We start from the raw sequence: 15,469 nt of genomic DNA on the forward strand, positions 1-15,469 counted from the left end.
AGTTCAATCCAGGTTCGGGGGCGGTGCGGAGAAGTTGCGGTCGCGCACGGTCTCGAGCGGTCCCGTGGCCGAGAAGGTCTCGAGCAGATCGATCTCGCCGTTGATCACATTCTGCAGACGACGGATGCCGACCCGGATCGCTTCCGGCGTCGGGTAGCAGAACGACAGACGAATGTTGTTGCGACCCCCGCCGTCGGCGTAGAACGCGGTGCCGGGAGTGTAGGCGACCAGTTCCTTCACGGCACGGGGGAGCATCTGCTTCGAGTCGAGGTAGGGCGGAAGGGTCAGCCAGACGTAGAAACCGCCGTCGGGGTCGGTCCACTTCAGATTGGGCAGGTATTCGGTTAAAGCCCCGATCATGGCATCTTTTCGCTCCCTGTAGACCCCGCGGAAACGGTCCACTTGAGCGCGCCAGTCGATGGTGTCGAGGTATTCCGAGATCACGAGCTGGCTGAACGAGCTCGGCGAGAGCACGGCGGCCTCGTTGGCGAGGATGAGCTTCTCGCGGATGGCGTGCGGCGCGAGCGCCCAGCCCACCCGGAAGCCGGGCGCGAGCGTCTTCGAGAACGTGCCGAGATAGATGACTCCGTCTTGCTCGACCGAGCGCAGTGCCGGGGGCGGGGGAGCATCGAAGTGCAGCAGGCCGTAGGGGTTGTCTTCGAGAACGAGGATGCCGTTCTCCTTCGCGATCGCGAGGATCTCGAGTCGTCGCTCCCAGCTCAGGGTCACGCCGGCGGGGTTCTGGAACGACGGGATCGTGTAGAGGAACTTGATCTTCTTGCCGGCCGCCTTGAGGCGCGCAATGTTCTCGCGCAGCGACTCGGGGATCATGCCGTGCTCGTCCATCGCCACGTGGTGGGTCTCGGCCTGGAACGACCGGAAGATGACGATCGCCGTGACGTAGCTCGGCCCCTCGGCGAGCACCACGTCACCGGGGTCGATGAAGAGCTTCGTCACCAGCTCGAGGGCGTGCTGCGACCCGGTGGTCACCACGACGTCGTCGGCGCTCGCGCGGATGCCCTCCATGGCCATGACGTCGAGGATCTGCTCGCGCAGCGCCGGAACACCCTGCCCCGAGCCGTACTGCAGCGCGACCGATCCCTGCTCACGCATGACTCTGTTCATCGAGTCGATCACGAGCTCTTGCGGCAGCGCAGACACGGCGGGCATGCCTCCGGCCAACGAGACCACCTCGGGTCGGGAGGCCACGGCGAAGAGGGCACGCACTTCGGATGCCGCGAGGCCGGCGGTGCGCTCGGCGTAGTTGTAGTACCACGGGTCGAGGTTGTTACCCGCGGAAAGTGGGGGGTTCTGACTGCTCACTGACGTACATCCCGACGTTGACCGAAATTCAATCGTATGACATGCAAAAGTGGCCCGACGCACGGATGCGGCGGGCCACTCGAGAGGAACTGGCCGTGAGGCCGGCTCAGGGGAGTTGCTGCGTCTTAGATGAACGCGGCCAGGTCGGCCTCGAGGGCCGCCTTCGGCTTGGCGCCGATGATCGTCTTCACGACCTCGCCGCCCTTGTAGACCTTGAGTGCCGGGATCGAGGTGATCTGGTACTTCATGGCGGTCTGCGGGTTGTCGTCGACGTTGAGCTTGACGATCTCGATCTTGTCGCTGTGCTCGGCGGCGATCTGGTCGAGGATCGGGGCGACGGCGCGACACGGGCCGCACCATTCGGCCCAGAAGTCGACCAGGATCGTCTTGTCGGACTTCAGGACGTCGGCATCGAAGCTGGCGTCGGAAACAGCCTTGGCGTTGGACATCATTCCTTCTTTCGTGTGGTCAGTCTGGGGCCGCACCGGGCATCCCGATGCGGGGTCGTTCTACTTGGCGGGCACCAAGTCGTCTGCGTGCAGCTCCGCCTCGGCCTGGTCGAGCGCGGCGAGGAACTCTTCGGCGTCGAGGGCGGCGACCGTGCCCGACGCCGCGGCGGTGACCGCCTGGCGGTAGTGCGGGTCGATCACGTCGCCGGCGGCGAACACGCCGGAGAGGTTGGTCTTCGACGAGCGGCCCTGAACGGCGATCGTGCCGTCGGCGGTGAGGTCGAGCTGGCCGTGCACGAGGTGCACGCGGGGGTCGTTGCCGATGGCGACGAACAGTCCCTGCACCGGAAGCTCGCTCAGTTCGCCGGTGACGGTGTCGCGCAGGTTGAGCGCCTCGACGGCATTCTCGCCCGAGATGCCGACGACCTCGGAGTTCCAGACGAACTCGATCTTGTCGTTGCCGAAGGCACGCTCCTGCATGATCTTCGAGGCGCGCAGCGAGTCTTTGCGGTGCACGACGTAGACCTTCTCGGCGAAGCGGGTGAGGAAGGTGGCCTCCTCCATGGCGGAGTCGCCACCGCCGACGACCGCGATCGTTTTGGTCTTGAAGAAGAAGCCGTCGCAGGTGGCACACCACGAGACGCCGCGGCCCGACAGGCGCTCTTCGTCGTGCAGACCGAGCTTGCGGTAGGCGGAGCCGGTGGCGAAGATCACCGAGCGGGCTTCGAAGGTGCCGCTGTAGCCGGTCTCGACGGTCTTGACGTCGCCTTCCAGGTGAACGCTCGTCACGTCGTCGAGGATGACCTCGGTGCCGAACTTCTCGGCCTGCTCCTGCAGCTTCATCATGAGCTCGGGGCCCTGGATGCCCTCGGGGAAGCCGGGGAAGTTCTCGACCTCGGTCGTGTTCATCAGCTCACCGCCGGCTTCGACGCTCGAGGCGAGCAGCAAGGGCTTGAGACCGGCACGTGCCGCATAGATCGCCGCCGTGAAACCCGCGGGCCCTGACCCGATGATGATGATCTCGCGCATGTCGTTCCGCTCCTGAGGATGAATGATGGGCACACTTCTGGTGCGCTCACTTGTCCGTTACAACACATCCTAACCGCGGTCTATTCCGCGGGATCAGTGCTTCAAGCGGGCTCGCAGGGGCCCCAGCGCATCCGAGAGTTCGGGGGAGCGCAGCAGGAACAGCGCACCGAGATAGACCCCGAGCATCACGGCCCCGATGGCGGCCATCGACAGGATGGCGGGCAGGTAGCGCGACACCGCGAAGCCGCCCTCGGTGGTGCCGCCGAGCGCGAGCAGCAGCAGGTAGCCCGCGATCGAGGCCGGGATGGCGGCCGCGAAGTACCGCCCGAAGCTGCGCAGCACGGCCGCTCCACCCGTGCCGCCCAGGCGGCGCCTGATGATGACGGCGGCGACGAGAGTCTGGATGCCGGTGGCGAACGACAGGGCGAGCGCGAGGCCCACGGCGATCCACTCGTCGGGCAGGAACGCGCAGCCGAGGGCCAGAACGGTGAAGATCGACGCCTGCAGCACCTGCAGGAAGAACGGCGTGCGGGTGTCGCTGAGCGAGTAGAACACCCGCTGCAGCACGAAGAGCACGGTGAATGGGATGAGCCCGATCAGAAACGCGATCAGCACGTCGCCCATCGACGAGGTGCCGAAGAAGCTGCGGTTGAACAGGCTCGTGAACGGGTAGGCCACCACCATGAGCAGGAACATCGCGAGCACCATGAACAACGAGGTGGTGCGGATGGCGGCCGACACGTCGGCGCGCAGCTGCGGCGTCTCACCGCGGTTGGCGTGACCGCTCATCTTGGTGAAGTAGGCGGTGACGATCGACACCGTCACGAGCGAGTGCGGCAGCATGAAGATGAGCCAGGCGTTCTGGATTGCCGCCACCGACGAGTCGTTGCCCGAGGCGAGCACGGCCACGTTGGTCTCGACCAGCCCGGCGGCCTGGGTGACGAGCAGCATGCCGAAGGTCCAGCCCGCGAGCTTGCCGGCCGAGCCGAGGCCCACCCCGCGCCAGGCGAAGTCGGGGCGGTAGCGGATGCCCACCCGGCGCCACGAGAGGAACAGCACGAGGGCCTGCGCCACGACCGCCAGCGTGGTGAACCCCGCGAGCACCGCGATCTTGTCGGGCGTCCAGTCGGCAACCTGGCGCTCGCCGTCGGGGTCGGCACCGAAGAGCACCATGAACACGACGAGCCCGATGATCGAGATCGCGTTGTTGAGCGCGGGCGCCCAGGTGAACGGACCGAACACGTTCTTGGCGTTGAGCACCTCGCCGAGCACCGTGTAGAGGCCGTAGAAGAAGATCTGCGGCAGGCACCAGTAGGCGAACGCGATGGCCAGCGCCCGCTGCTCGCCGTTCATGGCCGCGGCCGAGATGGTGACGAGCACGGGGGCGAGCAGCGTCGCGGCGAGCGTCGTGCCGCCGAGGATCACCATCGTGATGGTGAGGAGCTTGTTGATGTAGCCCTTGCCGCCGTCGGAGTGCAGCATGGCGCGCACGATCTGCGGCACGAGCACGGCGCTCAGGGTGCCCCCGGCGATGATGGCGTAGATGTTGTTGGGCAGCTGGTTCGCCACCGCGAAGGCGTCGGCGCTCGCGCTGCCGACGACACCGATCGTCTGGGCCAGGATGATCGTGCGCACGAAGCCCATCACCCGCGACACGATGGTGCCCGAGGCGAGCAGCGCGCTCGATCGCCCGATGCTCGGGCTACTCATGCGGTTCCCGCACGGCGACAGCCGGCGGTGCCGGTTCGGGGGAGATCGGCGCGTTGGGGTCGGGCTCGGCATCGGCGGCATCCGGATCTCCGTCGCGATGCCGCTTGCGACGGCGAAGGATGTTGCGCACGATGCCGAACCCGAAGAGCGCGACCACCAGCACAGCCACGATCACCGTGCCCCAGGTCTCCCAGTCGGCGCTGACGTTGACGACCACCGGTGACGGGGTCGACAGCAGAACGCCCGTGGGGCTCAGCAGCTGGAAACTCAGTGTCACCGGCCCGTTCGCCACGCCCGCCTCGACGGGGATCTGGGCGCCCTTGCGCGAGCTGGCCTCGATCGTGACCTCGACGTCGCTCTTCTCGACCACGAGCCGGCCGTTCGAGGGGGTGACGTGCAGCACGACGGTGACGGGATAGGGCAGCTCGTTGCTGATGGTGACCGGCAGGTTGGCCTGGTTGGCGAGCAGGTTGATGCTCGAGCCGTCGATCACCTGCACCGACGCGAGCGTGGTGGCGGTCGCGTCGAGGTTGGCCTGCACGGCGACGTTCCAGCCGCCTTCGTTGGGGGTCCAGCTGTTCGACAGCAGGGCGAGCAGGTCGGCGCGGCTCTCGCCGGTGAGCACGAGCGGGTCGGTGAGCACCGACGAGAAGGCGTCGATGCGCTGCGAACCACCCAGCAGGTTGGCGATCTGGGCCACGCGTTCGGCGGATTCCGGGGCGTCGAGCACGCTGACCACCTGGGTGGGGGTCGTGGCGAGCAGGGAGTCGAGCGGGGCGGGGGTGGCCCAGGCCAGGGACTGCATCACGCTGAGCGCCTGATCGATCGAGCCGAGGTTCATGGCGTTGCGGTCGAGAACGGCGAGCACCTGGCGGGGGTCGGTGCCTGCGTCTGTGCCGGCTGCGTCCGTGCCAGCTGAGTCGGTGCCGGATGCTTCGGTGCCGGCTCGGGCGGCGATCGCCAGCGAACCCGACAGCTCGGCGAGGGCCTCACCCCGGCGGGTGTCGCTCGACGCGGCCAGGGCGTTCTGGAACGCCAGCGACACGCTGTGGTCGGCGACGAGCACGTTCTGATCGCCCGCCGTGACGCTCGCGTCGACCGGGTCGCCGGCGCCCGAGGCGGCCACGAGCTGCGCGGAGTCGACGATGCTGGTGGTGAGGCCCGACTGCGCGAAGAACGGCAGGTCGTCGGCCACGACGGAGCCGCTGCGCGGCCAGGCGATCGAGGTGCTCGTGTAGTCCCAGTCGGTCAGCTGCTCGAGGGTCGGCACCGCCACGGGGGCGGGGGTCGGGGTGGGCTCGGCGCCCGGTGACGCCGTGACGGTCGGCGTGGGGGTCGCGGTGGCGGTGGGCTCGATGAGCTCGTCGACGTCGGTGAAGTTCGCCGGGTCGAGGGCGTAGGCGAAGGATGTCGGGGCGAGCACGGCGGGGGCGCCGGCCTGGTGCTCGCCGGCGATGTCGGAGTCGGCGAAGGTGAGCGGGATGACGGGATTCGAGGCCGCGTCGAGGCGCTCCAGCCAGGCCACGGCCGAGGCGGGCGCGGTGGAGCCGAGTGCCCGGATCGACACGATGATGCGGGGATCGACCGCGAGGGTGACCGGGCGGTCGACCACGGCATCCAGTTCTCGCGTGAGGCTGCCGGCCTCGTTGGTGGCCGCCTCGAGCGCGGCAGCCGGAATGAGGCCGGTGCTGCTCGGCAGGCTCGTGATCGGTGCGATGACCGTCACGCCGGCGACGGGAGGCGCGGGGGTGGTGCCGTCGTCGTAGACAATGGTCGAGCGGGCAGCGCCCACGACGGCGCCGTCGACGGAGAGGGTCGCGCCGACGCCGTAGACGCCCCAGGCGTCGAGCTGCAGGTCGGCGGCGGGAACGGTCAGCTGCTGAGTGTGGGAGCCGCCGGGCGGCAGGGGGGTGGTCGCCACGGTCACCAGGGTGGACGCGTCGGTGGAGGCGGTGGTGCCGGTCGCGGGGCTGGTCGTGGTGCCGGTGGCCGTGCCGTTCTCGGCCGTGACGGTCGTCTCGGCCGATTCGCCGTCGAGCCAGGTGCTGTAGGCGCCGGTGCCGTCGAGCTCCGACCGGTCGATCACGATGTCGACCGAGCCGCCGTCGATGGTCTCGAGACCGGGGTTCGTCATCTCGAACGTGAGCGTCAGGTCGGCCCCGGGGCCGACCACGCCGTTGCCGGCCGGCGCAAGGGCCAGCGAGACGGCGGAGACCGCGGCATCCGTCGCCGACGTCGGGGCATCGGCACCGGAATCAGTGGGGGCGGGCGAGCTGGTCGCCGACGGCGCGGGGGTCGTGTCGGCGAGCGACGAACCCCAGGCCGCGAGCGGGGTCGCGAGCACAGCACCGGCGAGCAGCGCGCTGACTGCGATCGCGGGCGCCACTCGGAACAATCGTCGCGCTGATGAGTTCATAGGTGGTCGTGGGCACGCACGTCGGCGGCCGCATCCATACACGCGATTCTAGAAGAACAGGCCTGGGAGAACCGCCAACCGCCGTGGCCCGGCGCGAGCCCCGGCTAAAATGGATCGGTGCAGCCGGTTCAGCAGTCCCTCGAATTCCTCGAGAAGCTCGCGGCGAGTGGTCCTGTGGCGACACTCGCGGCGGCGTTCGCCGAAGCCGGCCACGAGCTCTCGCTGGTGGGCGGGCCGGTGCGCGACGCGTTCCTCGGCCGCGCGATCACCGACCTCGATTTCACGACGGATGCCACGCCCGATCAGATTCTGGCCATCGTGACGCCGATCTCGCAGGCGCAGTGGGACGTCGGGCGCGCTTTCGGCACGATCGCGGCGCGCATCGACGGCGAGAGCGTCGAAATCACGACATATCGTTCGGATGAGTACGACCACAAGAGCCGCAAGCCCGAGGTGTCGTTCGGCGACACCCTCGAGGGCGATCTGCGGCGCCGCGACTTCACCGTGAACGCGATGGCCCTGCGCGTGCCCGAGCTCGTGCTCGTCGACCCGTCGCACGGCATGGACGACCTCGTGGCGGGCGTGCTGCGCACCCCGGGAACGCCCGAGGTGTCATTCGGCGACGACCCGCTGCGCATGCTGCGCGCCATCCGGTTCAGCGCTCAGCTCGGTTTCACGGTGTCGGTCGACGCGGCGGTCGCCATCTCGGAGATGCGCGACTCCATCGGCATCGTGTCGGTCGAGCGGGTGAACGACGAGCTCTCGAAACTGCTAAAGACGGATGCGCCGCGCCGGGGCATCGAGCTGCTGGTCGACAGCGGGCTGGCCGAGCTGATCATTCCCGAGATCCCCGCGCTACGGCTCGAGGCTGACGAGCACCATCACCACAAAGACGTCTACCAACACAGTCTGACCGTGCTCGATCAGGCCATCGATCTCGAGAAGTCGCGGCATCCGGGGTCGCCGCCCGACCTCGTGCTGCGGCTGGCGGCCCTGCTGCACGACATCGGAAAGCCCGCCACCAAGCGCAACGAGCCCGGCGGCCAGGTCAGCTTCCATCATCACGACGTGGTGGGCTCGAAGCTCGCCAAGAAGCGGTTGAAGGCGCTGCGGTTCGACAACGACACCATCGCCGCGGTCGGCCGGCTGATCGAACTGCATCTGCGGTTCTTCGGCTACTCCGACGGCGCGTGGACCGACTCGGCCGTGCGCCGCTACGTGCGGGATGCCGGCGACCAGCTCGAGCGCCTGCACATCCTCACCCGGGCCGACGTGACCACCCGCAACCGGCGCAAGGCCGACCAGCTGGCCTTCGCCTACGACGACCTCGAAGACCGCATCACGACGCTCGCGGCGCAGGAGGAGATGGCGGCCGTTCGGCCCGACCTCAACGGCGAGCAGATCATGGCGATCCTCGGCATCCCGCCGTCGCGCGTGGTCGGCGAGGCCTATGCCTACCTGCTGGAGGTGCGGCTCGACGAGGGGCCGCTCTCGGAGCAGCAGGCCACCGAGCGGCTGCTCGCGTGGTGGGCGGCGCGCTCGGAGGGGTAGCGGCGGGTTCTTCTCTCCTCGGGAGGCCATCGGGTGGCCGGCAGCCTTCGGGAGGCCGTTGTGGCCTCCGGAAGGTGGATCGGCCTCCCGAGCGAGCGGGCGAGGCCGCGGGAGCGGGGCGTCAGGCGGGGGTGTTCGCCGCGATGAAGTGCTCGAGGGCGGCGCGCGCGACGTCGTCGGGCAGCTGAACGGCGGGCGACTTCATGAAGTAGGCGCTCGCCGACTCGATCGGGCCGCCGATGCCGGCGTCGAGCGCCACCTTCGCCGCGCGCACGGCGTCGATGATGACGCCGGCCGAGTTCGGCGAGTCCCACACCTCGAGCTTGTACTCCAAGCTCATCGGGGCGCCGCCGAACCCGTGACCCTCGAGGCGCACGAAGGCGAACTTGCGGTCGTCGAGCCACGGCACGTGGTCGCTCGGGCCGATGTGCACGTCGTCGGCGGGCAGGTCGATGTCGATGTTGCTCGTCACGGCCTGGGTCTTCGAGATCTTCTTCGAGTTGAGTCGGCGGCGTTCCAGCATGTTCTTGAAGTCCATGTTGCCACCCACGTTGAGTTGGTAGGTGTGGTCGATCTTGATGCCGCGGCTCTCGAGCAACCGGGCGAGCACGCGGTGGGTGATGGTGGCGCCGACCTGGCTCTTGATGTCGTCGCCGACGATCGGCAGCCCCGCCGCCACGAACTTCGCCGCCCACTCCGGGTCGGAGGCGATGAACACCGGGATGGCGTTCACGAACGCCACACCCGTGTCGAGCGCGGCCTGGGCGTAGAACTTCGCCGCGTCATCGGAGCCGACGGGCAGGTAGCACACGAGCACCTCGGCACCGGATGCGCGCAGGGCGGCCGCGACATCCACCGGCTCGGCGTCGGATTCGTCGATCATCTCGACGTAGTACTCGCCGAGGCCGTCGAGGGTCGGTCCGCGCTGCACGGTGACGCCCGTGGGCGCGACGTCGGCGAACTTGAGGGTGTTGTTCTCGCTCGCCCAGATGGCGTCGGCCAGATCGACGCCGACCTTCGCGGCGTCGACGTCGAACGCCGCCACGAACTCGATGTCGCCCACGTGGTAGGCGCCGAAGCGCGTGTGCATGAGCCCCGGAATCGCCTCGGACTCATCGGCATCGGCGTAGTACGTCACTCCTTGGATGAGTGAGTTCGCACAGTTGCCCACTCCCGCAATCGCGACCTTGATGCTCATTCGCTGCAGCCCTCTTGTTTTGTTGTCGTCGGGTTATTCGTTGTCAAAACTCAACGATTCTATCCGCAGCAGCGGAGAGCCTCGGCATCGGTGCCTCAGGTCACTCGGCGGAACCGCTCGACCACGGCCACCGGATGCCGCTGCCCACCACTCAGCACGAAGTCGGGGCCGTCGATCGTGAGCTGCGTTCGATGGGCCGCCATCGCGCGGATCTTGGTGGCGACGAGGTCGCCCAGTTCGACGGTCAGCTCGCGGCCGGCCGGCAGCCCGGACGGCGCCTCGACGCGCGCCTCGACCCGCGGCTCGACGATGGCGAAGAACGGGATACCGAGACGCCGCGCCACCTCGAGTGCGGCGTAGTGCATGCGCACGTGGTCGGGATGCCCGTAGCCGCCTACAGGGTCGTAGCTCACGACGGCGGTGGGACGGCCGGCCGCGGCGAGAACGTCGTCGACGACCTCGCCGAGGGGAGCGAGGCTCAGGGAGTGCGGTGCCGCATCGTCGGCGGGCTCGGCGAATCCGTCGGCTCCCCAGCGCATGCCGGAATCGGAATACTCCCGTGCCGGGAGCCCGGGCGCTCGCGCCGGCGCCTCGCCGAGGAACGCGTGCCGGGGGCCGCCGAGCGCCGCAAGAGCCGCGGCGAGTTCGTCCACCCGGTGGGGAGCGAGCTCGTCGGTGCCCTCGAGGCCGTGCAGTTCTCCGGGCACCACCTCGCCCCGCTCTCCCCGGGTGCCGGTCAGCACCGTGACGGTCGCGCCGGCCTCGATGAGTGCGGCGATCGTGCCGCCGGTCGAGATCGACTCGTCGTCGGGGTGGGCGTGCAGAAAGACCGGTGCGTCGCCGAAGGCTCGCACAAGCGGCGCCGGGTCAGGCAGTGCGTTCACAGGTCAGGCTCCTTCATCTCGGTCGCGTTCCCGGCGAGCAGACGCTCGTAGTGAGCGGCGGTCTCGTCGGCCGCGCGGGCCCAGGTGTGACGCTCGGCGTGCGCTGAAGCGCCGGCCGAGAGTGCCGCCAGGCGTGTCGGGTCGTGAAGCAGGGCGTCGATGGCCCGGCCCCAGGCATCCGGGTCTCTGGTGGGCAGAAGGATGCCGCTGACCCCGTCGACCACCGACTCCGCGAGGCCGCCCGTGCGGAACGCGATCGTGGGCGTTCCGCTCGCCGCCGCCTCGAGGGCGACTAGGCCGAAGGTCTCGGAGAATGAGGGAACCAGCAGCACCGAGGCCACGCGGAGCAGCTCCGCGGTCGCCGCGCGCGACTGGGGCGGCAAGAACGTCACGTCGGCGGCGAGACCCAGATGCTCGACCTGTCGACGCAGACGACCGGCGTAGTCGTCGTGGCCGGGGCTCGTGCCACCGGCGATCACGAGCCGAGGGCGCCGCTCGGCAGGGATGGCGGCGATCGCGGCGATGGCGAGGTCGGGCGCCTTGAGCGGCTGGATGCGCGCGAGCATCACCGCGATCGGCCGGCCGGGCGCCTTCCGGGGCCCGGGGTGGAAGAGCCCGGTGTCGACACCAGGAGCGACGACGACGAGGCGGTGTGCGGGCGCCCCATACGCGCGTTCGATCGCGTCGCGCTCGGCAGCCGTGGCGGCGATGGTGAGAGCCGACGAGCGGGTCAGCATCCGTTCGCCGTCGAGGCGTTCGGCGGATTCGGGAGAGTCGCCGTCGGCGAGCTGCTCGTTCTTCACGGCGGCCACCGTGTGCAGGCTCTGCACGTGCGGCGCGCCCCAGGCCTCGGCGACCGGAAGGGCCGCGAGACCCGAGAGCCAGTAGTGGGAGTGCACCATGTCGAACCGCGGCAGGGCCGACAGTGCGCGTCCGAAGGCGCCCGCCAAGGGAACCAGCCGGTTCTTGGCCACGGCGGTGAGCGGCCCCGCGGGGAGGAAGCGCACCGGCACGCCCTGCGGGGTGGTGGCGGATGCGGCATCCGCTTCGCCCGGTGAGGTGGCGCGGCTGATCAGCTCGACCTCGATGTCGCGTGCGGCCAGCGCCTCGGCGAGACCGACGAGGAAGACGTTCATCCCCCCGGCGTCTGCCGCGCCCGGATGCGCCGTCGGAGACGTGTGCAGCGAGACGAGGGCGACGCGGAAACTCACTCCCTCACTTTCACACATCTGGTAGGGTAAGGAAGTTGTCTTGTGCCCAGTGGGATTCCTCACGCGGGTGCGAGACAGATGCATAACCCTCCTGTCACAGATCGTCTGTGGCCGTTCTAGTCCGAAGGAGGTGGGTTTGTGACGCATCAGTACGAACTCATGGTGATCCTCGATCCAGAGATCGACGAGCGCACCGTGGCACCGAGCCTCGACAAGTTCCTCAACGTCATCCGCAACGATGGTGGCACCGTGGACAACGTCGACATCTGGGGCCGCCGTCGCCTCGCCTACGAGATCAACAAGAAGACCGAAGGCATCTACGCCGTCGTCAACCTCACCGCGTCGGCCGACGCCACGAAGGAACTCGACCGTCAGCTGAAGCTGTCGGAAGCGGTCATGCGCACCAAGGTGCTGCGTGCCGAAGAGGCCATCGCCCAGGTCGCCGCCGCGTCGAAGCTCGCCGAAGAGAAGGCCGCCCGCAAGGCAGCCAACCCGAAGGCTGCCGCTCCGGCCGCTTCGGCTCCGAGCTCGGCTGCTCCGGCCGCCGCCGTCAAGGCTGCGTCTGCGAAGCCGGCTGCGGCTGCTGCCGCTCCTGCAACGGCCGCCGCGACCGCGAGCGAGTAAGCCTCATGGCCGGCGAAACCGTCATCACCGTGGTGGGCAACCTCACCGCCGACCCCGAGCTGCGCTACACGCAGAACGGGCTCGCGGTCGCGAACTTCACGATCGCCTCGACTCCTCGCACCTTCGACCGCGCGTCGAACGACTGGAAAGACGGCGAGGCTCTGTTCCTGCGCGCGAGTGTCTGGCGTGAGTTCGCCGAGCACGTCGCCGGATCGCTCACCAAGGGAAGCCGCGTCGTCGCGACCGGCCGTCTGCGGCAGCGTTCCTACGAGACGAAAGAGGGCGAGAAGCGCACCTCGATCGAGCTCGAGGTCGACGAGATCGGCCCCTCGCTGCGCTACGCGACCGCACAGGTCACTCGCGCCACCAGTGGTGGCGCCGGCGGCGGTGGCGGCAGCTTCGGCGGCGGTCAGCGCGGCGGCCAGGGTGCCGTCGAGGAGCCCTGGGCAGCCAGCGCACCCTCGGGCCCCGCAGGCACCGGCGGCGACGTCTGGAACACTCCCGGCAGCTACGCCGACGACACCCCCTTCTAAACTTCTCTTCTTTCAGAACAGGACAGTAAAACCATGGCTGGAAAGTCAAGCGGCGACCGCCGCAAGCCGCTCCGCGGTGCCAAAGGCGCGAAGAACGCCGCTCCCGCGAAGTCCATTCGCGTCGGAGTCATCGATTACAAGGACGTTGCGACCCTTCGCAAGTTCATCTCGGAGCGTGGAAAGATCCGCGCCCGCCGCATCACGGGAGTCTCCGTCCAGGAGCAGCGCCTCATCGCCCGTGCCGTCAAGAACGCCCGCGAAATGGCACTTCTGCCCTACGCCGGCTCGGGCCGCTAAGGAGCAGCAACCATGTCGAAACTCATTCTCACCCACGAGGTGACCGGACTCGGGTCGGCCGGCGACGTCGTCGACGTCAAGAACGGCTTCGCTCGCAACTACCTCATCCCGCAGGGCTTCGCCGTGGCGTGGAGCCGCGGTGGCGAGAAGCAGATCGAGCAGATCAAGGCGGCTCGCACCGCTCGTGAGCTCGCCACGATCGAAGAGGCCCAGCACCTCAAGCAGACGCTCGAGAACGCCACCGTCAAGCTCGTCGTCAAGGCCGGCCAGGGCGGGCGCCTCTTCGGCTCCGTCAAGACCTCCGACATCGCTGACGCGGTCTCCGCCGCCGGCATCGGGTCGCTCGACAAGCGCAAGATCGAGATCCCCAACGCCATCAAGGTGACGGGAACCCACGAGGCCACCGTGCGCCTTCGTGACGACCTCTCCGCCACGATCACCCTCCAGGTGGTCGCAGCAAAGTAGTCACATCGAGAAGGGGTGTCAAGAGCCTGACGGCGCTTGGCGCCCCTTTTTCGCGCCGAGATTTCCCCAACTCTGTACACAGGCTCGCGGCCCAAAACCAACATTCAAGCGTTGGTCGAAGGATGTCTCGACTCACAGTGTGTGGAATGCAGGATACCCTGGTCAAGCACCTATTTCGACCAAAACCCCACCGGTTCTCCACAGGCCAGTCCACAGATTACACACACCAGTCCCGGCGTTTCGCGCACACATTCCACACCCTTATCCACAAGGCTGTTTGTGTGGAGTGAGGCAGCGTTCCTAGTCTTGGGCAGCACCCCAGGGGGAACCCGATGTCAGCCGTCGGGGCTAGGAATGGTGCATACCGTCGTGCGCCGTTCCCACGGCAGATCAGGAGTCACAGTGTCGATCGCCCACCTCGGTCTCGCCGGAGAACAGCGACCGGAGTCGCGCGCCGGAGACCGCACTCCGCCGCACGACCTGCTCGCCGAGCAGAGCGCCCTGGGCGGCATGCTGCTGAGCAAAGACGCGGTGGCCGACGTGGTCGAGGTCATGCGGGCGGTCGACTTCTACATTCCCAAGCACGAGGTGATCTTCGAGGCGATCCTCAACCTCTACTCCCACGGCGAGCCGACCGACGTCATCGCGGTCACAGACGAGCTCACCAAGACCGGGGAGCTCAACCGGGCCGGCGGCGCCGAATACCTGCACACGCTCACGAGCCTCGTGCCGACGGCCGCGAACGCCGGCTACTACGCCTCGATCGTCAGCGAGAAGGCCGTGCTGCGGCGTCTCGTCGAGGCCGGCACGCGCATCGTGCAGATGGGCTACGCGAGCGAGGGCGAGGTCACCGACCTCGTCAACAACGCGCAGGCCGAGATCTACGCCGTCAACGGCGGCGTCGAGGTCGAAGACTACGTTCCGCTCACCGTGGCGGTCACGGCGGCCATCGACGAGATCGAGGCGGCCGCCGGCAAAGACGGCCAGATGACCGGTGTGCCCACCGGCTTCGCCGATCTCGACAACCTCACCAACGGCTTCCACCCGGGGCAGATGATCATCGTGGCCGCGCGTCCGGCGCTCGGCAAGTCGACGCTCGCGCTCGACTTCTGCCGCGCGGCATCGATCAAGCACGACATGCCGTCGATCTTCTTCTCGCTCGAGATGGGGCGCTCGGAGATCGCGATGCGCCTGCTCTCGGCCGAGGCATCCGTGCCCCTGCAGAGCATGCGCAAGGGGCGCATCGAGGGCCGCGACTGGACGACGCTGGCCTCGACGCGCGGCCGCATCAACGACGCCCCGTTCTACATCGACGACAGCCCCAACATGACGCTGGTCGAGATCCGCGCCAAGTGCCGCCGGCTGAAGCAGAAGGTCGGCCTCAAGCTCGTGGTGATCGACTACCTGCAGCTCATGACGAGCGGCAAGAAGGTCGAGAGCCGCCAGCAGGAGGTCTCGGAGTTCTCACGAGCGCTGAAGCTCATGGCGAAGGAGCTGCAGGTGCCGGTCATCGCGCTGTCGCAGCTCAACCGTGGTCCCGAGCAGCGCTCCGACAAGAAGCCCGCCATCAGCGACCTGCGTGAATCGGGCTCGCTCGAGCAAGACGCCGACATGGTCATCCTGCTGCACCGCGAGGGCGCCTACGAGAAAGACAACCCGCGCGCCGGCGAGGCCGACTTCATCGTGGCCAAGCACCGCAACGGCCCCACGGCCACCATCACGGTCGGCTTCCACGGCCACTTCTCCCGCTTCGCCGACATGCCCGCGGCGTAGCCTGGA

Annotated in this window: 13 protein-coding genes and 1 pseudogene; 6 read left to right on the forward strand and 8 right to left on the reverse strand. The window is 68.3% G+C overall.

Annotated elements, in window-relative coordinates; all coding sequences use genetic code 11:
• Positions 1–3: 3 nt before the first annotated feature.
• The 5 genes from N1032_RS16660 to N1032_RS16680 all read right to left on the reverse strand — a co-directional run bounded on the left by N1032_RS16660 (position 4) and on the right by N1032_RS16680 (position 6,897).
• Complete coding sequence (locus N1032_RS16660) at positions 4–1,323, reverse strand: aminotransferase-like domain-containing protein (protein ID WP_259540306.1); 1,320 nt, start codon at positions 1,321–1,323, stop codon at positions 4–6.
• A gap of 125 nt (positions 1,324–1,448) precedes the next feature.
• Complete coding sequence (gene trxA / locus N1032_RS16665; protein ID WP_259540307.1) at positions 1,449–1,772, reverse strand: thioredoxin; 324 nt, start codon at positions 1,770–1,772, stop codon at positions 1,449–1,451.
• A gap of 60 nt (positions 1,773–1,832) precedes the next feature.
• A complete protein-coding gene (trxB, locus tag N1032_RS16670; protein WP_259540308.1) occupies positions 1,833–2,801 on the reverse strand; it encodes a thioredoxin-disulfide reductase in 969 nt (322 codons plus the stop codon).
• A 93-nt stretch (positions 2,802–2,894) separates the two neighbouring features.
• A complete protein-coding gene (gene murJ / locus N1032_RS16675; RefSeq protein ID WP_259540309.1) occupies positions 2,895–4,511 on the reverse strand; it encodes a murein biosynthesis integral membrane protein MurJ in 1,617 nt (538 codons plus the stop codon).
• Entirely contained in the window at positions 4,504–6,897 is a 2,394-nt protein-coding gene (locus tag N1032_RS16680) for a DUF6049 family protein (protein ID WP_259540310.1), read from the reverse strand. Before N1032_RS16680 ends, murJ begins: the two co-directional genes overlap by 8 nt.
• 147 nt (positions 6,898–7,044) lie before the next feature.
• Here N1032_RS16680 and N1032_RS16685 point away from each other — a divergent pair, with 147 nt between their 5' ends.
• A complete protein-coding gene (locus tag N1032_RS16685; RefSeq protein ID WP_259540311.1) occupies positions 7,045–8,478 on the forward strand; it encodes a CCA tRNA nucleotidyltransferase in 1,434 nt (477 codons plus the stop codon).
• A 121-nt stretch (positions 8,479–8,599) separates the two neighbouring features.
• On the opposite strand, the gene N1032_RS16690 is transcribed toward N1032_RS16685, so the two are convergent.
• From N1032_RS16690 to N1032_RS16700, 3 genes are all read right to left on the reverse strand, one after another.
• Entirely contained in the window at positions 8,600–9,676 is a 1,077-nt protein-coding gene (locus N1032_RS16690; RefSeq protein ID WP_259540312.1) for an inositol-3-phosphate synthase, read from the reverse strand.
• 95 nt (positions 9,677–9,771) lie between these two features.
• Positions 9,772–10,560: a PIG-L family deacetylase gene (locus N1032_RS16695; RefSeq protein WP_259540313.1), complete on the reverse strand. Its 789-nt coding sequence runs from the start codon at positions 10,558–10,560 to the stop codon at positions 9,772–9,774.
• Positions 10,557–11,771 (reverse strand): glycosyltransferase, encoded by a 1,215-nt coding sequence (locus tag N1032_RS16700; protein WP_259540314.1) that lies wholly within the window; start codon positions 11,769–11,771, stop codon positions 10,557–10,559. The genes N1032_RS16695 and N1032_RS16700 overlap by 4 nt, the downstream gene beginning before the upstream one ends.
• Before the next feature lie 159 nt (positions 11,772–11,930).
• Between N1032_RS16700 and rpsF the strand changes: the two are divergent.
• The 5 genes and pseudogenes from rpsF to dnaB form a co-directional block, all read left to right on the forward strand.
• Positions 11,931–12,275 (forward strand): annotated as a pseudogene (gene rpsF, locus N1032_RS16705) (30S ribosomal protein S6); the annotation flags it as partial.
• A gap of 125 nt (positions 12,276–12,400) precedes the next feature.
• On the forward strand, positions 12,401–12,928 hold the full coding sequence (locus N1032_RS16710) for a single-stranded DNA-binding protein (protein ID WP_259540316.1): 528 nt from the start codon (positions 12,401–12,403) through the stop codon (positions 12,926–12,928).
• Positions 12,929–12,961: 33 nt separating this feature from the next.
• Positions 12,962–13,225, forward strand: coding sequence for a 30S ribosomal protein S18 (gene rpsR, locus N1032_RS16715; protein WP_022895757.1), 264 nt, complete (start codon positions 12,962–12,964; stop codon positions 13,223–13,225).
• Positions 13,226–13,237: 12 nt separating this feature from the next.
• Complete coding sequence (rplI, locus tag N1032_RS16720) at positions 13,238–13,690, forward strand: 50S ribosomal protein L9 (protein WP_259540317.1); 453 nt, start codon at positions 13,238–13,240, stop codon at positions 13,688–13,690.
• 402 nt (positions 13,691–14,092) lie between these two features.
• Positions 14,093–15,463 carry a replicative DNA helicase gene (gene dnaB, locus N1032_RS16725; protein WP_259540318.1) on the forward strand — a complete coding sequence of 457 codons (1,371 nt, stop codon included), beginning with the start codon at positions 14,093–14,095 and terminating at the stop codon, positions 15,461–15,463.
• The last annotated feature ends 6 nt before the right edge of the window (positions 15,464–15,469 follow it).

The sequence above is a fragment of the Herbiconiux daphne genome (assembly GCF_024979295.1).
GTDB classification, from domain to species: domain Bacteria; phylum Actinomycetota; class Actinomycetes; order Actinomycetales; family Microbacteriaceae; genus Herbiconiux; species Herbiconiux daphnes.